21 protein-coding genes and 1 pseudogene are annotated in these 16,342 nt (G+C 69.1%); 11 read left to right on the plus strand and 11 right to left on the minus strand.

What is annotated here, in order from left to right:
• Window positions 1–16 precede the first annotated feature (16 nt).
• A complete protein-coding gene (locus tag DM816_RS18585; protein ID WP_117211513.1) occupies window positions 17–886 on the minus strand; it encodes a universal stress protein in 870 nt (289 codons plus the stop codon).
• 94 nt (window positions 887–980) lie between these two features.
• On the opposite strand from DM816_RS18585, the gene DM816_RS18590 reads away from it, so the two are divergent.
• The 5 genes from DM816_RS18590 to DM816_RS42685 are packed head-to-tail and all read left to right on the plus strand — an operon-like array spanning window position 981 to window position 4,117.
• Window positions 981–1,544 (plus strand): ArsR/SmtB family transcription factor, encoded by a 564-nt coding sequence (locus tag DM816_RS18590; protein WP_246002029.1) that lies wholly within the window; start codon window positions 981–983, stop codon window positions 1,542–1,544.
• Complete coding sequence (locus DM816_RS18595) at window positions 1,544–2,785, plus strand: MFS transporter (RefSeq protein ID WP_117211515.1); 1,242 nt, start codon at window positions 1,544–1,546, stop codon at window positions 2,783–2,785. The genes DM816_RS18590 and DM816_RS18595 overlap by 1 nt, the downstream gene beginning before the upstream one ends.
• A gap of 5 nt (window positions 2,786–2,790) precedes the next feature.
• Window positions 2,791–3,138, plus strand: a complete 348-nt coding sequence (locus tag DM816_RS18600) for an RNA ligase family protein (RefSeq protein WP_246002030.1) — start codon at window positions 2,791–2,793, stop codon at window positions 3,136–3,138.
• Window positions 3,086–3,934 carry an AAA family ATPase gene (locus DM816_RS18605; RefSeq protein ID WP_246002031.1) on the plus strand — a complete coding sequence of 283 codons (849 nt, stop codon included), beginning with the start codon at window positions 3,086–3,088 and terminating at the stop codon, window positions 3,932–3,934. The genes DM816_RS18600 and DM816_RS18605 overlap by 53 nt, the downstream gene beginning before the upstream one ends.
• Window positions 3,935–3,970: 36 nt before the next feature.
• Window positions 3,971–4,117, plus strand: coding sequence for a hypothetical protein (locus tag DM816_RS42685; RefSeq protein WP_162907601.1), 147 nt, complete (start codon window positions 3,971–3,973; stop codon window positions 4,115–4,117).
• A 59-nt stretch (window positions 4,118–4,176) separates the two neighbouring features.
• Here the strand turns inward: DM816_RS42685 and DM816_RS18610 are convergent, their stop codons facing one another.
• From DM816_RS18610 to DM816_RS18620, 3 genes are all read right to left on the minus strand, one after another.
• Window positions 4,177–5,736, minus strand: coding sequence for a peptide-N4-asparagine amidase (locus DM816_RS18610; protein WP_117211517.1), 1,560 nt, complete (start codon window positions 5,734–5,736; stop codon window positions 4,177–4,179).
• A gap of 48 nt (window positions 5,737–5,784) precedes the next feature.
• A complete protein-coding gene (locus tag DM816_RS18615) occupies window positions 5,785–6,426 on the minus strand; it encodes a hypothetical protein (RefSeq protein WP_117211518.1) in 642 nt (213 codons plus the stop codon).
• Window positions 6,427–6,810: 384 nt separating this feature from the next.
• Window positions 6,811–7,563 carry a glutaminyl-peptide cyclotransferase gene (locus tag DM816_RS18620; protein WP_162907602.1) on the minus strand — a complete coding sequence of 251 codons (753 nt, stop codon included), beginning with the start codon at window positions 7,561–7,563 and terminating at the stop codon, window positions 6,811–6,813.
• 24 nt (window positions 7,564–7,587) lie between these two features.
• Between DM816_RS18620 and DM816_RS18625 the strand changes: the two genes are divergently transcribed.
• A complete protein-coding gene (locus DM816_RS18625) occupies window positions 7,588–8,544 on the plus strand; it encodes a ribonuclease Z (RefSeq protein WP_117211519.1) in 957 nt (318 codons plus the stop codon).
• On the opposite strand, the gene DM816_RS18630 is transcribed toward DM816_RS18625, so the two are convergent.
• Window positions 8,531–9,367, minus strand: a complete 837-nt coding sequence (locus DM816_RS18630; RefSeq protein ID WP_117211520.1) for a GNAT family N-acetyltransferase — start codon at window positions 9,365–9,367, stop codon at window positions 8,531–8,533. The two genes, DM816_RS18625 and DM816_RS18630, sit on opposite strands and share 14 nt — an antisense overlap.
• A gap of 18 nt (window positions 9,368–9,385) precedes the next feature.
• Between DM816_RS18630 and DM816_RS18635 the strand changes: the two genes are divergently transcribed.
• Window positions 9,386–9,886 carry a tetratricopeptide repeat protein gene (locus DM816_RS18635; RefSeq protein ID WP_117211521.1) on the plus strand — a complete coding sequence of 167 codons (501 nt, stop codon included), beginning with the start codon at window positions 9,386–9,388 and terminating at the stop codon, window positions 9,884–9,886.
• On the opposite strand, the gene DM816_RS18640 is transcribed toward DM816_RS18635, so the two are convergent.
• Together DM816_RS18640 and DM816_RS18645 are read right to left on the minus strand one after the other, a co-directional pair.
• Window positions 9,866–10,636: an SDR family NAD(P)-dependent oxidoreductase gene (locus DM816_RS18640; protein ID WP_117211522.1), complete on the minus strand. Its 771-nt coding sequence runs from the start codon at window positions 10,634–10,636 to the stop codon at window positions 9,866–9,868. The two genes, DM816_RS18635 and DM816_RS18640, sit on opposite strands and share 21 nt — an antisense overlap.
• Window positions 10,626–11,105 carry an EXPERA domain-containing protein gene (locus DM816_RS18645; protein ID WP_117211523.1) on the minus strand — a complete coding sequence of 160 codons (480 nt, stop codon included), beginning with the start codon at window positions 11,103–11,105 and terminating at the stop codon, window positions 10,626–10,628. Before DM816_RS18645 ends, DM816_RS18640 begins: the two co-directional genes overlap by 11 nt.
• Window positions 11,106–11,319: 214 nt before the next feature.
• On the opposite strand from DM816_RS18645, the gene DM816_RS18650 reads away from it, so the two are divergent.
• The 4 genes and pseudogenes from DM816_RS18650 (at window position 11,320) to DM816_RS18665 (ending at window position 13,903) form a co-directional block, all read left to right on the plus strand.
• Window positions 11,320–11,718 carry a redoxin domain-containing protein gene (locus tag DM816_RS18650; RefSeq protein WP_211588758.1) on the plus strand — a complete coding sequence of 133 codons (399 nt, stop codon included), beginning with the start codon at window positions 11,320–11,322 and terminating at the stop codon, window positions 11,716–11,718.
• Window positions 11,719–12,348 (plus strand): annotated as a pseudogene (locus DM816_RS18655) (cytochrome c biogenesis CcdA family protein); the annotation flags it as partial.
• 128 nt (window positions 12,349–12,476) lie between these two features.
• A complete protein-coding gene (locus DM816_RS18660; RefSeq protein ID WP_117211535.1) occupies window positions 12,477–13,019 on the plus strand; it encodes a cysteine hydrolase family protein in 543 nt (180 codons plus the stop codon).
• Window positions 13,016–13,903, plus strand: a complete 888-nt coding sequence (locus DM816_RS18665; protein ID WP_117211525.1) for a GlxA family transcriptional regulator — start codon at window positions 13,016–13,018, stop codon at window positions 13,901–13,903. Before DM816_RS18660 ends, DM816_RS18665 begins: the two co-directional genes overlap by 4 nt.
• Here the strand turns inward: DM816_RS18665 and DM816_RS18670 are convergent.
• The 4 genes from DM816_RS18670 to DM816_RS18685 all read right to left on the minus strand — a co-directional run.
• A complete protein-coding gene (locus tag DM816_RS18670; protein ID WP_117211526.1) occupies window positions 13,900–14,115 on the minus strand; it encodes a PspC domain-containing protein in 216 nt (71 codons plus the stop codon). The two genes, DM816_RS18665 and DM816_RS18670, sit on opposite strands and share 4 nt — an antisense overlap.
• 161 nt (window positions 14,116–14,276) lie before the next feature.
• Window positions 14,277–15,188, minus strand: a complete 912-nt coding sequence (locus tag DM816_RS18675) for a hypothetical protein (RefSeq protein WP_117211527.1) — start codon at window positions 15,186–15,188, stop codon at window positions 14,277–14,279.
• A complete protein-coding gene (locus DM816_RS18680) occupies window positions 15,185–15,451 on the minus strand; it encodes a hypothetical protein (protein WP_117211528.1) in 267 nt (88 codons plus the stop codon). The genes DM816_RS18675 and DM816_RS18680 overlap by 4 nt, the downstream gene beginning before the upstream one ends.
• Before the next feature lie 355 nt (window positions 15,452–15,806).
• Window positions 15,807–16,342, minus strand: a 536-nt coding sequence (locus DM816_RS18685) for a BMP family ABC transporter substrate-binding protein (RefSeq protein WP_211588759.1), incomplete at its 5' end; no start/stop codon positions are given.

The following is a 16,342-nucleotide window of genomic DNA, read 5'->3' on the forward strand; positions in this document are numbered from 1 at the left end:
CCCTGCTGTGCTTCGACTATCCGCTGTGGACAACGGCCACCGGTCCCGCGGCGTGATGGACCAGCGCCTGGCTGACCGACCCGAGGAGGAGCCCCGTGAAGCCGCCCCGGCCGCGGCTGCCGATGACGGTGAGCCGGGCGTGCTTCGACTCCTCGATCAGGCTGTGTTCGGGGTTGAGGCTGTGTATTGTCCTCGTCTCCACCTGCAATTGTGAATGCTTCTTCCGGTACGGAGCCACGGCCGCATCGACGAGTGCCTCCGCGTCGTGGGCGGCCGTGACGTTGGGATCGGGCACCGGGGTCTCGCCGAACCCCCACGGCTGCGGCCAGTACGCATTGGCCACGACGAGCGGCACGCCCTGCGAGAGCGCCTCCTGCACCGCGAACTGGAGCGCGGCCTTCGCCGGGTCGGATCCGTCGTAGCCGACCAGAACCGGGCCGTGCTCGGCGTGCGGTGGCCGGAAGACGATGACCGGGTTGTGGGCGTGCGCACTGACCTGCGCCGAGACCGAACCGATCACCAGTTCGGCGAACCCGCCCAGCCCGCGCGAGCCGACCACGGTCACGGCCGACTCCTGCGTCTCGGCGATGAGCACGGCAGCGGCCCCGCCCTCACGCATGCGCGGCTCGACTTCGAGGTCGGGGTGCGCCGCGCTGATCCGGTCGGTGATCTCGTCAAGGGTCTGCTGTGCGGCGGTGCGCAGGTGCTCCTCGGCCACACCGTATCCACCGGTGGCGAACATCGGGCCCAGCCCGTAGTAGAGCGTCTCGAACACGTAGATCAGGCGCAGCGGCGCCCCCCGGCGCACGGCCAGCGCGGCAGCGTAGTGGGCGGCGGCGGTGCCCTGGTCCGAACCGTCCACTCCGACGGCGATGGGCTTCGACATAAGGCCCATCTTGCCGGTTTTCGCGCTCGCGCGCTCGTCGAGGTACCAGACAAGAAAGGTTGTACAAGAGCTCTTGTTAATGCATACTCGGCATGTGGAACGGACGCGAACCATCAAGGACTCGGCGGTGCTCGCCGCGCTGGCGCACCCGCTGCGCCGCCGGCTCATGGACGTGCTGCGGGTTTACGGCCCGAGCACGGTCAGCACCCTGGCCGAGCGGACCGGGCAGGCCGTCGGCAACGTGAGCCATCACCTGAAGGTGCTCGGCGCGAGCGACCTGATCGAAGAGGCGCCGGAGCTCGCGCACAACCGCCGCGAGCGGTGGTATCGGCTGGTCTCCAGCGGCCTGCGCTGGTCCAGCCGCGACTTCCAGGGCGACCCGGCGTCGGCCGCGCTGGCCGACACGATCCAGGCGATGAACCTCGATCAGCACGTGAGCCTGGCGAGGAACTGGCTCGCCAAGCCGGAGGAGGAGAAAGGGGAGTGGGGCGACGTGACGTTCGTGAGCGACAAGTGGATCCGGCTGACCCCGCAGGAGCTCGGGCAGATCGGCGAGGAGATCGCCGCGCTGTTGAGCCGGTGGTCCGACCGGCCCGACGACGGGCAGGAGCGCGAGCCGGTGCTGGTGTTCGCGTACGGGATGCCGGGGCAACCGTGATGACCCCCGATTTCCGGCGGCTGTGGGTCGGCGAGACCGCGAGCAAGCTGGGCAGCAGCGTCACGAGCGTGGCGCTGCCGCTGGTCGCGGTCACCGTGCTGCACGCCACGACCCTCCAGGTTGGACTGTTGGCCGCGGCCTCGTGGCTGCCGTGGCTGCTGATCGGGCTTCCGGCCGGCGCGTGGGTCGACCGGCTGCCGCGCCGCCCGGTCATGCTGGCGTGCAACGGGGTGTCGATGGCGACGATGGCCAGCGTGCCGCTGGCCGCGTGGCTGGGCGTGCTCACCGTTTGGCAGCTGGTCGCGGTGGCCCTGCTGACCGGCGTGGCCAACGTGTTCTTCACGACCGCCTATCAGGTGTTCCTGCCGTCGCTGCTGCCCGCCTCCCGGTTGCGCGAGGGCAACGCGCGCATGCAGGGCTCCGAATCGGTGACCCAGGTGGCCGGGCCCGGTGTGGCCGGTCTGCTCGCGTCGGCGATCGGTGTTGTGAATGGACTGTGGGCCGACGTCGCCTCGTTCGCGGTGTCGACCGCCTGCCTGTTGCGCATCAAGACACCCGAGCAGCGCCGGCCGTATTCGCGCCGCACCACGACGCTGCGGCAGGAAATCGGTGTGGGGCTTCGGTTTGTGGCCCGCGACCCGTACCTGAGAATCCTGACCCTCTTCGGATCGGTGAGCAATCTGACCATGGTCGGGTACCAATCCCTGCTTGTGGTTTTCCTGGTCCGCATCGTCGGGCTCAAACCGGCCACGGTGGGCATGCTCGTCATGGCGATGAGCGTGGGCGGGGTCATCGGCGCGGCCCTGGCCGACCGGATCGCGCGCCGGTTCGGCACCTCGCATGGGGCCCTGCTGTGCCAGTTCGCTGCGTGCCCGTTCGCGTTGCTGATCCCGTTGACGGCACCGGGTTTGCGGATCGGGTTCGTGGTCGTGGCGGGTGTCGTGATCGGCGCCGGGGTGGTGGCGAGCAACGTGATCCGCAGCAGCTGGCGCCAGGCCTACACGCCCCGCGAGATGCTCGGCCGGGTGTCGGTGAGCATGCAGTTCCTCAACTTCGGCACGATCCCGCTTGGCGCGGTGCTCGCGGGCGTGCTCGGCGAGGCGTTCGGCATCAGGCCCACGATGTGGATGATGACCGTGGGCGTGGCGCTGGCCCCGCTCATGCTGCTGCTCGGCCCCATGCGCAAACACCGGGACCTGCCGAATTCGGCGGCCGTCGGCTCGGCGGCCGTGGTTTCCTGATCGACGTGTTCAAGTACCCGCGCACGGCACACCTTGAGGGCTCACGTCTGCAGGCGGGCGACGAGGATCTGGCACAGACGCCGTTCGCGCCGCTGCGCGGGCGGCATCTGGTCGTCGAAGAGAAGCTCGACGGCGCGAACGCCGGCATCAGCTTCGGGCCCGGCGGGGAGCTTCGGTTGCAGTCGCGCGGGCACTATCTGACCGGCGGCCCGCGTGAGCGCCAGTTCGCGTTGCTCAAGTCGTGGGCGGCGACGCTCGCACCCCGGCTGTGGCCGGTGCTCGGTGAGCGCCATGTCGTGTATGGAGAGTGGCTCTACGCCAAGCACCGCGCACGGCCACTCCCGGCGCGGTGAGCTGATCGCGCGGCGCGTGCTGTGGGAGATGGGCGCACCCGTCTCGACCAGAGAGCACGTGGCCGCGCTGGTGCGCCACCATCAGGTGCCGTTCTGGGCGCTGGAGCGCGACGATATCGAGCAGATCGCGATCCGGGTCAGCCTGCTGGCGTCCAATGTGGAGCTCACACTGCTGGCGACGGCCGACATCCTGGGGCGGGTGTGCGCCGATCAGGCGCGGGTCGTCGACAACATCGGGCTGTTCCGGGAATACTGCGCGGAGCTGGGGGTGCTGGAGCGGCCGTTCGCGTTCGCGTCCGACCACGCGCGGTTCATGTACTTCCGCACGCCGGGACGCGACCCGCGATACGCGGCCTACGACGACACGCGCTGCACGGTGACCGTGCTGTCCGGGCTGCCGGGTGCGGGCAAGGATACGTGGCTCACGCGGCACGGGTCCGACCTGCCGGTGGTGAGCCTCGACGGGTTGCGTGCCGAGTTGGGCGTCGCGCCGACGGGCGATCAACGGGCCGTCGCGGCGGCCGCCTATGAGCGGGCGCGCGAGCTGTTGCGGGCCCGGCGATCGTTCGTGTGGAACGCGACCAACATCAGCCGGCAGCACCGGCAGATGTGCATCGGGCTGGCGGCCGCTTATCACGCGCGGGTCGAAATCGTTGCGCTGGAAGCGACCCCGCACGAGCTGCGGACGCGCAACCAGGCGCGGGCTCATCCCGTGCCGGCGCACGTGGTGGACCGTCTGATCGGCAAGTGGGAGGCCCCGGACATCACGGAGGCGCACACCGTCATCGTTCCGTAAGGGTGGATCAACCAGGGGTACGACTACGTTGACGGCATGCGACGGATCGGCACGAGTCAGATAGCCGTCACTATCGATGGCTGGCGCACGACGGCTACGCTCGGTGCCGGATGCATTCGTGTCGCGCCCGCACGCAGCGGCACACCGGTCGATTCCGGCCGGGTGCAGATCGCGGCCGCGTGAAGACCTCCGTCCGGGGATCTAGGGTGTCCCCGGACGGAGTCGTCTCTCCGGCCTCTCCCTCAGCAGGCGTTGGTGTCGTTGGTGACGAACCCGTTGACGGTCGCGATGGTGCGGTCGTAGCAGCCGGTCGTGCCGCGCAGCTGGTAGCGCTCGCGAGAGAAGCCGACGCCGTGTCGGTCGGGCCGGGGCACGCCCAGCGTCCACGTCGCCTCGCCGGTGTAGGTGTCGTCGAGCGTCCAGTGGGTCGGCCGGCTCGAGCCGACCGAGCTGTGCGTGGCCGCGTCGGTCGCGGTCATGGTCGTGGTGAGCCGGTTCTCCGCTGACACGCTGACCACGCCGTCGAGGGTGTAGCGGGCCGCGTGCCGGGTCACCGACGGGCTCCTGCCCGCGACCACGACGGTCGACGTGTCCGTCCATCCGGCCTTCAGCGCGTCCGGGTTTTCGCCCGCCTGCCAGCGATGGCGGGACGTGTTGGCCAGCTCGCGCCCGACCACGTAGGTCAGGCGTCCACGCGAGCTCTGCACATAGCCGACCGCGCTGAACTTGCGCCCGCCCTCGACGGCGACCTGCGTCCAGCCGTCCACAGTGGACACTTCGACCTCGTTGCGCAGGGGCGAGAGCGACGAGGCCAGCAGGTCACCGGTGACCTGCGCGCTGCCGGGGTCGCGCCACGCGAGCAGGTTGACCGGAGCCTCCCAGCCCGGCTGCCCGGCCGGCACACCCACCACGCTGACCGTGATCTCGTGCGGCCGCCCGTCGGTGAGCCGGCCCACGAACGGGCTCAGGTCGTAGACGACCGGTGCGACGTCGAAGGCCCGCGGCGCCGGGATGACGTACCAGAGAAAGGGATTGGACCATCCGCCGGTGTAGATGTGCGGGAACGGCGCGGCGATCCCGGCCACCTGCCCGTCCACGAGGATCTGGACCTCGCGGTAGGGCCCGTTGTCGGCCGGGCACGAGTAGCCCGAGGACGGCGGTGCCGTTATGTACCAGAACTCCTCGCACCCGCCGCCCGACCCGGTCACGTAAACCTCGGCCAGCAGGCGCTCGGTGTTTCGCGGCAGCGCGACCCCGGGCGTGAGCACATCGTCTGGCCCGCCCTCCGGTGGCGCGCCGGGCCAGAACGTCAGGTCCACCTGCACGTCCAGGATGCCGGTGTAGGTCTCGTCGACGACGTTGTCCAGGCGCATCATCACCGGTTGCGGCGCACCGAGAATCGGGCTGTACGCGGTGATGTCCTTCTCGACGGTCCAGCGGATGCCCTCCGGCGACGGCTGCGGCGTGGACGTCTTGAACACGGTGACGCCGCCGATCGCCAGGTGGCCAAGCCGGTCGAACTGCCGGCCCTTCACTGCTGCGTGCATCGTCAGCACGACCTTCGCCCATGGGCCCGCACAGCCGGCGGGCGGGGCGAAGGTACCCTCAAAAGGATCAAAGCTCTTGAATTGGTTGTCGACGATCCGCACGGTGCAGGACCGGCCCGGCGGCTTGGGAATCGGCGGCGCGGCAACGCGGGGATCGTCCCAGTCGTTGCCGAACTCGGGCGGGGGCGCGGCATGCGCTGCCGAGCCGAGCATGGTGCCCAGCAGCGCGATGCCCGCGATCAAAATGCGTCTCATAGACGCCTATCTAAGCAGTTCGCCGCCCGTCGAGCAGCGGCGCCTTTGTCAGGCGGCTGCCGAGGAACTCCACATCGCGGAGAAGCCCGCGGCCTCGCCCGACAGCCAGCGCGCCACCTCGGGGGAGGCCGCGTTGCCGTCGCACAGCGTGACGCCGCGCCGCACGTCGACCATGACCGGCTCGGCGCCCGGCAGGATCTGGTCGCTGTGCGTGGCCATCAGGTGCAGCGTCGCGGTCACCGCCTCGGGGCTCGGTGGCTCCTCGTCGAAGTGCAACCGCACCGCCTCGGCCCGCCCGTCGTCGAACCGCAGCCCGAAGTGGGCGGTGATCTTCACCGGCAGCGACCCGATCATGCCGATCGCCTCCCGGGTCGGCATGAGCCACACGGTCGCCGGATCACCCAGCGACTCCAGCCAGCGCTGTGCCCCCTCGGCGAGGGTCGAATAGAGCCGATGCCAGCGCGGGTTCACCGACTTCACCACATCGGTCAGGTTGGAGCCACCCGTGCGAAACTGCAGGTCGGCCTTGAGCGCCTTGATGAACTGGCCATGCGGGTTGAAGCCGCCGCCGGTCTCGCGCTGTTTGCGCAGGCTGCCGACGAAGTTCGCCTTGGCCGGTCCGGTCCGGTCGACATAACGGGTGAAGGCGAGCAGGGTGGCATACGGCAGAGAACGTGAGGGGTGACTCATGTGGATCTCCCGAGGGTTGGTTTCTTGGCGAAGCCGTGCTCTTGCGCGGCTGGGCTCGGACCGTTTCGCGGCCGACCCACCCGCTGCTGGTTTTGCAGTTCAGAGGCCATCGTTAGTACATACATTCTAATAGACGAAGCCGGATCAACCAAGCGAAGTTCCACTCGGAGTAGCGCCGCGAATTCTGTAGCGTGACAGCGTGGGCGTCCCGGATGGACCCGAGCGTCTGCGGGCCCCTCCGACGGTGTGCCGGAGAGCGAACTCGGCCGTGCCGGTGCCGTTGTTGTGATTGAAGACCCAGCCGGCGGCCGAGGCGTCCAAGCTGCCCAGGGCCGGAGGTTTCACGATGACTTTCGGGTGCTGTGCCGGCCAGGCAGGCAGCCGTCAATTGGCCTTCAATTTCAGCCGGATCCGGTACAGGTGCGGCCAGTTCTTCCCCGTGATAAGCAGATCTTCGGTACCCGGCAGGGCCGCCACGCCGTTGAGGCGCCCACCTTCGAAGTCGGCGGGGACGAGACCCGGCAGCATCCCGACGTGCAGGACTCCGGTGACGTTGCCGGTCGCCAGGTCGATGCGCACGAGCTCGTCGGTCTGCCACACGTTGGCCCACACCGTCGAGCCCACGCACTCCAGCTCGTTGAGGTTTTCGACCGGTGCGCCGGAGCGGGTCACCTGCAGCGTGCCGATTTCCTTGAACGACAACGGATCGCGCAACGTCAGCGAGGCCGTGCCGTTGCTCATCACCAACCGGTTGCCCGACGAGCACAGGCCCCAGCCCTCGCCGTCGTAGCGCTCCTCCCGGATCGGCGCGAGGGTGGCGCGGTCGCGCAGCACGGCCACGTTGTTGCGCCAGGTGATCTGCCAGACGCGGTCGCCGACCACGGTCATGCCCTCGGCGAAGTGCTCGTCGGGGTTGCGGACCCGCTTGATGGGAGCCGGGTCGTCCAATCTGGACGTGCCGATCCACGACTCGCCGAACCCTCCAGAGCTCTCGTACAGCACGCCGTCGTGGTATTCCAGCCCCTGGGTGAATGCGGCCCGGTCGTGCGGGTAGGTCGCGACCACCTCGGCCTCCCACATCGCCAACCAAGGGTCCGGCGCGGGCGTCGAACAAGCCGTAAGCATGAGCGCCAGCATCAGCACAGCCCATAGGCTGCGGGTGTGCGTGAGTTGATCGTGCTGGGGACGGCGAGCCAGGTGCCGACGCGCGACCGGGCCCATCACGGGTGCCTGCTGCGCTGGGACGACGAGGGCATCCTGTTCGACCCCGGCGAGGGCGCGCAGCGGCAGCTGCTGCTGGCCGGCGTGCCGGCGAGCGCCATCACCCGCATCTGCATCACACACTTTCACGGCGATCACTGTCTGGGCCTGCCCGGTATCGTCCAGCGGTTGTCCCTGGACGGGGTGGAGCACGAGGTATCCGTACATTATCCCGCCAGCGGAAACGATTATCTGGAACGCCTCCGAAACGCCAGTATTTTCCATGATCGTGTACGGCTGCGGGAGCACCCGCTCGCAGGCTCCCAGAGCTGGGGGCACACGGTCCGGCGGGCGCGAGTGGAGGCCACGGGACATGGCAGCCGACAGGGGCCGACGGAGGGCCGAGGCGAGACGCCCGCAGCCATGACGCACTGGACGGCCCACCGCCTGGCCCACCCGGTGGAGACCTACGGCTACCGCCTGCGCGAGCCCGACGGGCGGCGCATGGTGCCGGAACTGCTTGCGGCGCACCGCATTTCCGGCCCGGCCATCGGGCAGCTGCAGCGCGCCGGCGGCCCGCTGCTGGACGCGGTGAGCGTGCCCAAACGGGGGCAGGTGTTCGCGTTCGTCATGGACACGGGCGTGTGCGACGCGGCCATCGAGCTCGCGGCAGACGCCGACCTGCTGGTCATCGAGTCCACGTTTCTCGAGTCCGAGGCCGAGCTGGCCGCGATCGCCGGGCATCTCACCGCCGCGCAGGCCGCCCGGATCGCGGCCGAGGCCGGCGTGCGCAAGCTCGTGCTGACGCACTTCTCCCAGCGGTACCCGGATTCGAGCGTGTTCGGCGACGAGGCCGCGCGTCACTTCGGCGGCGAGATCGTGATCGCCCGCGAGCTCGACCGGATCAGGATCCGCTGAGCCGCACCCACATCTCGTCGTAGTGTCCCACCTCGGTGAAGCCAAGCGAGCGATATACCGCGATGGCGGAGTGGTTGTCGGCCTTCACGTTGAGCGTGATGTGGTCGACCGTCGCGTGTAGACGGTGGCACAGCGCGGCCACCACGGCCCTGCCAAAGCCCATGCCGCGAAAATCGGGATGGGTGGTCACGTTGCCCAGGGCGCAGACGCGATAGACGGGCGACCACACGTGCACCCCGGCGACCGCGATCAGGCGCCCGTCGCGTCGCACGCCCATGTACTGCCCCGTGTCGAGCATCCGCGGGTCGAACCAGTTGCCCGGATAGGCGGCCTCGTAAAGCGCGGTGAGCTCGTCCAGATCTGCCCGGGTCAGCGGCTCACCGAGCGCGGGCGTGTCCGCCGGCCGGGTCAGCGCCATCTTCAGGTGTGCCTCGCCGCCGGGCCACGGCGACGCACCCGTCGAGATGTGCGCGTAAAATCGTTGTGGCAGAAGGAAAAGCGTGCTCTCGATGAAGTCCTTCAGCGCGGCCGTGTCGCGGTCGAAGGCCAGCACCGTGGGGAAGCCGCCGCCGTGATAGACCAGGATCACCTGTTCGTCGCGTTCGTACCAGGTCGTGTAGGGCCAGAAGAAGTCGTCCAGGTCGCCAAGCGAATAGGCGTGCAGGTGCGGGTCGCGCTGGAGCAGCTGCGCCAGCCGCTCCCGGTCGTGTACGGCGTGCGGGGTCACCCTCGGCCTGGCGATCGCGAGCGGGGGCCGCGCGGACCCATCGGCCGGGCGGTCACGGCGGGGGGCCGAGGCGAGACGATCGCGGCCATCAGTCATGTGTGAGAGGCTATCGCGATGATCGAAAACAGGAGCGCGCAGTGGGAGCGGCAGGTCGCACAGGCGTGGGCTTCGTTCGACGCCTACGAGGAGGCCGACTTCCGCGCGCTGATCGACGACTTGGCGGCCGAGGCGCCGTCGCAGGCGTTGGCCGACTTCGAGCGGGCGTGCGCGTTCGACTCCACCGGGCACTCCGACAAGGCAGTGCCGCTGTACCAGCGCGCCTTGGAAGCGGGCCTGACCGGCATCCGGCGCAGGCGGGCGGTCATCCAGATGTCGAGCTCGCTGCGCAACATCGGCCGGCCCGAGGAGAGCGTGCGCCTGCTACGGGCCGAGATGGACAACGGCTCTGACGAACTCGACGACGCCGTGAAGTGCACGCTGGCGCTCGCGCTCACCGACCTGGGCCGGGAGCGCGAGGCCGTCTCGCTCGTGATCGGCGCGCTGGCCAAGCATCTTCCGCGCTACCAGCGGTCGATGGCCAATTATGCCCGGCTGTTAATCGAGGACCCCGCGTGACGCCCGCTCGATGATCCGGATCGCCGTGCCGCGCGGCAACAGCCGCGACATCAGCACCGCCGAGAAGCTCGACACCGCGCCGGGCACGACCCGCGGCTTGCGGCCCAACGCTTTGAGCGCGGCCGACACCACGACGTCCGGCGTGACCGTGCCGGGTGCGCGTCCCTTCGAGTTGCGCTCCAGGCCCGGTGTGGCGACCGCGCCCGCCACGCAGGCGAGCACGTCCACCCCGTGCGGGCGCATCTCGGCCCACAGGCTCTCGGCGAACACCCCGTCGAACGCCTTCGTGCCCGCGTAGACGGCGATGCCCGGCGAGCCCTGCTGCCCGGCCAGCGACGACATGACGATGAGCCCGCCGCGCTTGCGCTGCACCATGCCGGGCAGCAGATGGCGCGCGAGCACGACCGGCGCCCGGCAGTTGAGGTCCATGGCCTGCTGCAGTGCGCCCGGGTCGGCCGTCGTGAATGGACCGATCGGGGACAGCGCGGCGTTCGCGACCACCAGCCCGATTTCCAAGTCGGCCATTTCGGCGAAGACCTTTTCGGTACCGGATGAAGCAGAGAGATCGGCCACGACGACCCGCGACGGCCCGGCCAGCTCGGCCGCCAGGGAGGCCAAAGGCCCTTGCCTGCGCGCGACCAGGACCACGCCCAGGCCGCGCGCGGACAGCTCGCGGGCGAATGCCGCGCCGATGCCCTCACTGGCGCCCGCGATCAGCGCCCACGGGCCGTAACGATCCTTAAACGTCATGGGGGAACGGCTCCTTGCGCATGCGCCAGATCACCGCCAGCGGCAAGAGCAGCCACGGCAGGTTGAACAGCACGACGGGTCCAAAATGGGGGGTGGCGTGCACTCCCCACCGCTCCTCGAACAGGATGATGGTCACGTTGGCCAGCATGGTGCCCGCCCAGACCAGAGCCGGGACCCGGATCCAGTTGCGGCCCTTGGCGAACGCGTAGATCGCGAAAAGGTAGAACGGCCCGAAGAACAGCACATCGATCCACATGGTGGCCTTCCAGAACGGCGGGTTGGCCATGAGCAGGGGATCGAACCTCGTTCCGTACCAGTGGATGAGCTCCACGGCCGGCGCAGGCGGCCACACGGTGGCCGGCCGGACCAGGGCCTCCAGGTCGATGATGTAGGTGACGAACACGAAGTTCACCGCGAAGAACGCGATGAATCCGATGTCGACGGGCCGGCGCCGCAAAGGCAGGGGCATTGGCACATGTTAAGCAGCCTGTAAGGGTTGTCCATAGATGTCGTGGCCTAATTTGTGGGGCATGAGGTTTGCTCTCGCCGCCGTCCTGCTTATCGCGGGCTGTGCCGCGGCTCCCGCCCCGGTCGCACAACCGCCTTCGTCCACGTCTCCGCCGGCGTCTCCGTCGGCGTCTCCGTCGGCATCGCCCTCGGCCGCTCCTTCTGCCTCGGTCAGCGTGCCGGAAATACTCGCCTTCAAGGCGAAGACGGTCGACGGACGCGAGTTCGACGGGGCCACGCTCGCGGGCAAGCCCACCGTGTTCTGGTTCTGGGCCGCCTGGTGCTCGAAGTGCAAGGGCGACGCGGCGGCCGTGCGCGATGTCGCGGCCGCGACGACCGGCAAGGTCAACGTGGTCGGCGTGGCCGGGCTCGGCAGCGGCGACGCGGCGATGAAAAACTTCGTGTCCACCTACAAACTCGACTCGTTCCCGCAGCTGGCCGACGACAAGGGCGACGTGTGGAAGCGGCTCAAGGTGACCACCCAGCACTACTACGTCATCGTGGACGGCACCGGTCGCGAACTGCATCGCGGCCCGCTGAGCGTTTCCCAGTTGCGCGAGAAGATCGGGGCATAGGTGGCGCTCGCGCTCGCCGCGGGCGTGCTCGCGGCCGTCAACCCGTGCGGGTTCGCCATGCTGCCCGCGTACGTGTCGCTGCTCGTGATGAACGAGCAGCGCGGCCGGATCCGGCGCGCGCTGGCGCTCACGGCCGCGATGACGCTCGGTTTCATGACCGTGTTCGGCGCGTTCGGCCTGCTGGCCGCGCCGGCCGCGGACTGGCTCGGCCAGCGCCTGCCCCAGTTGACCGTCGGGATTGGACTCGTGCTGGTCGGGCTCGGGGCGTGGCTGCTGGCTGGACGGTCGCTGCCGTCCCCGGTGCCGAAGCTGTCGCAGGCGCCCGAGCTGACCCGGCGGTTCGGCTCGATGTACGTCTTCGGGCTGTCGTTCGCGCTGGCGTCGCTGGGCTGCACGGTCGGCCCGTTCCTGGCCGTGGTCGCGACGAGCTTCAGCAGCCCCGACGGCGTGCTGCTGTTCGTGGCCTACGCGGCAGGGATGGCCCTGGTCGTCGGGACCGTGGCGATCGCGGTCGCGCTCGCGCAGAAGACCGTGATCGGCTGGCTGCGCCGGTCGGCCGGGGCGATCAACCGGGTCGCGGGTGGGCTCATGGTCTTCGCGGGCCTTTATGTGGCGTGGTACGGCTGGTTCGGCGGCGCGCCGCTGGCCTGGGTCGACCAGGCGCAGGTCTGGATTACCACACTGCTTGACCGGATCGTTCCGGTATAAGGCTCGATCGTGCCTTACCCTCCGGGCCGTGCCGCGGCATGCTCGACGGCATGAGCAGAGCGCTGATCGTAATTGACGTCCAGGAGTCGTTCCGGCAGCGACCCAGCTGGGCCGCTGTTTCCACCCCTGACATCGTGGAGCGGACCAACCGGCTCGTCGAGTGGTTCCGCGCGTCCGGAGACCTCGTGGTGTGGGTCCTGCACACCGAGCCGGGCACCGGCGGCCCGTTCGACCCGGTGTCCGGATACGTCCGGCTCATGCCCGGGTTGAAGACGCTGGACGACGAGCCCGTCATCACCAAGACGTCGGTCAACGCCTTCACCACGACCAACCTGCAGCAGCTGCTGACCTCGCGCGGCATCCGGGAGCTGTGGGTGTGCGGCATCCAGACCGAGCAGTGCTGCGAGACCACCACCCGGGTCGCGTCGGACCTCGGCTACGACGTGACGTTCGTCATCGACGCGACCGCCACTTTCCCGATCCCGCACCGAGATCCGGCCGTGGACCGCCCGCTGTCCACAAAGGACATCATGGAGCGCACCGAGTACGCCCTCGCCGGGCGGTTCGCCACCATCGCCTACCTGGATTCATGACCCGGATAGTCTTCCTGCTCATCCCGCGGCTGCACCTGCTCGACCTCGCCGGTCCGGCCCAGGTGTTCTCCACCGCGATCGACTTCGGCCTGCCCTACACCCTGTCGTATGCGGCTGCGCAGGCCGAAGTGCCGACCGCGCAGGGGATTGCGGTCAAGGCCTCGACCGACTGGCCGGTTGCCGACATCCTGGTGGTACCGGGCTGGCGCTCGCCCCTCACCAATGAGGCACTTGACCCGGCCATGACCACGCACCTCGCCGAGCACCACGCCCGCGGCGGCACGGTCGTGAGCGTCTGCGCGGGCGCCGACGCGCTCGGGCAGGCGGGCCTGCTGGACGGCAGGCGCTGCACGACACACCACGACCTGCAGGAACACCTGGCGCGACGCTATCCGCGGGCGACCGTCGTGCGGGACGTGCTCTACGTCATCGACGACCGGGTCATCACGTCCGCGGGCATCGCCAGCGGCATCGACCTCGCGCTGCACCTGATCGCGGTGCGGCACGGGCCCGGCATGGCGGCGCGGGTCGCGCGCGAGATGGTGGTCTATGTGCGGCGCAACGGTGACGAGCAGCAGGCCAGCGCGTTGCTGCGGCACCGCTCGCACCTCAACGACGCTGTGCACCGGGCGCAGGACTTCATCGACGCCCGCTTCACCGACCGGCTCCCGCTGGCCGGGCTGGCCGCGCGGTTCGATGTGAGCGAGCGAACCCTGACCCGCCAGTTCGACAGCGCGATCGGCATGAGCCCACTGCGCTATCAACAGCTGCTGCGGGTGGAACGGGCCGAGCACATGATCGGCCACGGCTCGACGGTCGAGGCCGCAGCCCGGGCGGTCGGCTTCTCCGACGCCCGGATGCTGCGGCGCCTGCGCAACGGCTAGTGCACGGTCACGACGTGCCGGTCCTCATTGGGGATCATGATCCACAGAGCCAGGTAGATCAGGATCTGCGGGCCCGGCAGCAGGCAGGACAGGACGAAAATCAAACGCATCAGCCCAGGCGGCATGCCGAACCGGCGGGCCAGGCCTGAGCAGACTCCGGCGATCCAACGGTTGTCGCGAGGGCGGACGAGGCGCGGTCGGTTCGATGTCATGCATTCCACGTTAGGTGCCCGCGTCCAGCTTGACCTCGGTCGTTTCCCGTAGGGGCGGCCCCGATGCGCGGCGGCGGTAAAATTCGGCGGCTAACCGTTCATGGCGACAGTCCGAGCGGGCCAGACCGCGACCCGCACGCCCTTTCCACGTGGGCTTGACGTCATGCCACCACGTGCGTCGGCGGAGGCGGGTGCTTCACGAGATCCCACACCATGTTGGCCTCCGTCTTGTCCAGCCGATCCAGCCTGGTCGCCACGCGAAAGTCGAAGCTCCTGGCGATCATCCTGCTCGTGCTGTCCGGCACGAGGATCGCCACCCTGCGGCAGCCGGAGTCGCGTTGGAGCGCCCCGGCCAGCAGGCGAATCGCGGTGTGCCACGCGAATTCCCTGGCGGGAACCGATTCGATCGGCACACCCGCGGCACGGGCCAATTCCCCCCGATCGTAATGCGTCATTCCACCGGCAATGATGGGGATCGCGGGCACCGCTGTGGTCAGGAAGCCGATGGACCCAACGCTGCGGCCCAGCACCAGCACGTGCAATCCCGGCGTCACGAGGACCATGCCGTCCTCGGCCGTGGTCGTTTCCTTTCCCGGGCACCTGCAACCGTGCAGGTAGTTGTGGCACGTGCCGATGTAGCCGGTCTGCCATCGCGGCGGGGCAGGGCTCTTCGCGCCCGCGGCCCGGCATCGTGCGTCGCAATAGCGCGGCGGGCGGCCGCGCCGGTGCGGTTCGAGCGCCTTGCGCAGCACCTGATGGCACGAACCGCAGCGGGGGGCGGCAAGCTCGTCGAGCCGCCGCACCAGGGGCGAGTAGATGTCGGAGTCGCCAGACGCGATGCCCGCGAAGGCGACGGCCGAGCGGAAATCCTGTGACGACACGATGTGCCTGACGATCGCCTCGGGGACGCGATGCTTGCGCGAGATCCGCCGGACGGTCATCCCGTTGGAGGACTCAAAGAGCACGTTGAGGTCCAGGTCCGTGAGCGACCCCAGCCCCTGGTCGAGCCGTCGGCCCGCGTCGTGGCTGATGACACGACCCGCTGTGGGGTCAACATCGATCCGCAGGTTCATTGCTCGCCGACTCCCGATGACTGGTCTTCATCGTGCAGCGTAGGCGTGCCGCGCCCGCGTGACGGGAGCCATCCGGCAAGCGCGCCGAGGATCCGCCCGAGTCCGGCGACGATGGCGGGGACGTCCTGGCGGCGGGCCCTCGTCAGCGCGAGCCGGGATATGGACACGACCATGGTCGCGAGCGCGACAATGGTGCTGACCCACATGACCGTGCTGGTGACGGCCAGCACGACGAGGGTCGGGTCGGGGTGTTCGGCGAGCATGGCGGCATCCCTTTCCGGGAAACGACGAAGGCCTCCAGCGGTCACTGGAGGCCTTCGCTCGGTGGGCAACAAAAAAGGCCCCGATCGCGTGATCGGAGCCAAGATCGACTGTTGCAGATTCTACCTGCGTGGAAAACCATCCCACGCGGCCCGAGAACGTGTCAAATTGCCTGGTGGAACGCATGCTGCGCGCTGGGTGGCCCGCGTCGATTTTTGCGCGACCAAAACTCGCAGCTCACGGGCTCGCGAGAAGGTGGTCGAGCCACGGTATCTTCGCCGCAGGCCGTTGACGTGCGGTTCTTCCGTGCCGTGTGTCGGGCACACGACAGTCGGCGCGACCGGTCAAAGTGACCGGTCAGCGTGCGGGAACAAGCGAGGCTACTCGCGGCGCGCTGTCGCCCGCGGAGACGTTGAACAGGTTCGGGCCGGCGGCCGTGCCGTTGATGGCCACGAAGCGGACGTCGGGATAGCGGGCCGCCGCGGCGGTTGCGGCGGCCACCTGGTGCCGGCCGACGGCGACGATGATGCCGCAGCGCTGCTGGACCTGGGTGGCAACGAACTGGGCCGCGCGGGCCTCGGTCTGCTCACCCGACACCTCCAGGAATGACACGCGAACCTTCGTCTGCAGGGACACCTGCTGCAGGCCGTCCCACACTTGCTTGGTCTCCGGCTCGGCCATCCCTTGATCCCCAGTGAGCAGGCAGACGTCGTAGTCGCGATATTCACGAGCCCGGGGTTGTTCGGCCGGCTGCGGGCCGGGATAGGCGAACCATGCGACAACGGCGAGCACCACGCCCAGCGCCGCGATGCCGATCCAACTCCAGCGCTCTACGCTCACTGTTCCCCCGTTCGTTGAGCTGGTACCGAGGGACGATAGTGGGTGATCGCCCG

It is taken from the genome of Allorhizocola rhizosphaerae (assembly GCF_003426775.1).
GTDB lineage: Bacteria > Actinomycetota > Actinomycetes > Mycobacteriales > Micromonosporaceae > Allorhizocola > Allorhizocola rhizosphaerae.

Coding starts and splice junctions, on each gene's coding strand:
- DM816_RS18670 (WP_117211526.1), bottom strand. CDS start 14,115: ATGACATCGAACCGACCGCGCCTCGTCCGCCCTCGCGACAACCGTTGG.
- DM816_RS18630 (WP_117211520.1), bottom strand. CDS start 9,367: ATGACTGATGGCCGCGATCGTCTCGCCTCGGCCCCCCGCCGTGACCGC.
- DM816_RS18620 (WP_162907602.1), bottom strand. CDS start 7,563: ATGCTGGCGCTCATGCTTACGGCTTGTTCGACGCCCGCGCCGGACCCT.
- DM816_RS18645 (WP_117211523.1), bottom strand. CDS start 11,105: ATGCCCCTGCCTTTGCGGCGCCGGCCCGTCGACATCGGATTCATCGCG.
- DM816_RS18595 (WP_117211515.1), top strand. CDS start 1,544: ATGACCCCCGATTTCCGGCGGCTGTGGGTCGGCGAGACCGCGAGCAAG.
- DM816_RS18675 (WP_117211527.1), bottom strand. CDS start 15,188: ATGAACCTGCGGATCGATGTTGACCCCACAGCGGGTCGTGTCATCAGC.
- DM816_RS18635 (WP_117211521.1), top strand. CDS start 9,386: ATGATCGAAAACAGGAGCGCGCAGTGGGAGCGGCAGGTCGCACAGGCG.
- DM816_RS18680 (WP_117211528.1), bottom strand. CDS start 15,451: ATGCTCGCCGAACACCCCGACCCGACCCTCGTCGTGCTGGCCGTCACC.
- DM816_RS18660 (WP_117211535.1), top strand. CDS start 12,477: ATGAGCAGAGCGCTGATCGTAATTGACGTCCAGGAGTCGTTCCGGCAG.
- DM816_RS18610 (WP_117211517.1), bottom strand. CDS start 5,736: ATGAGACGCATTTTGATCGCGGGCATCGCGCTGCTGGGCACCATGCTC.
- DM816_RS18615 (WP_117211518.1), bottom strand. CDS start 6,426: ATGAGTCACCCCTCACGTTCTCTGCCGTATGCCACCCTGCTCGCCTTC.
- DM816_RS42685 (WP_162907601.1), top strand. CDS start 3,971: ATGCGACGGATCGGCACGAGTCAGATAGCCGTCACTATCGATGGCTGG.
- DM816_RS18585 (WP_117211513.1), bottom strand. CDS start 886: ATGTCGAAGCCCATCGCCGTCGGAGTGGACGGTTCGGACCAGGGCACC.
- DM816_RS18605 (WP_246002031.1), top strand. CDS start 3,086: ATGGAGAGTGGCTCTACGCCAAGCACCGCGCACGGCCACTCCCGGCGC.
- DM816_RS18665 (WP_117211525.1), top strand. CDS start 13,016: ATGACCCGGATAGTCTTCCTGCTCATCCCGCGGCTGCACCTGCTCGAC.
- DM816_RS18640 (WP_117211522.1), bottom strand. CDS start 10,636: ATGACGTTTAAGGATCGTTACGGCCCGTGGGCGCTGATCGCGGGCGCC.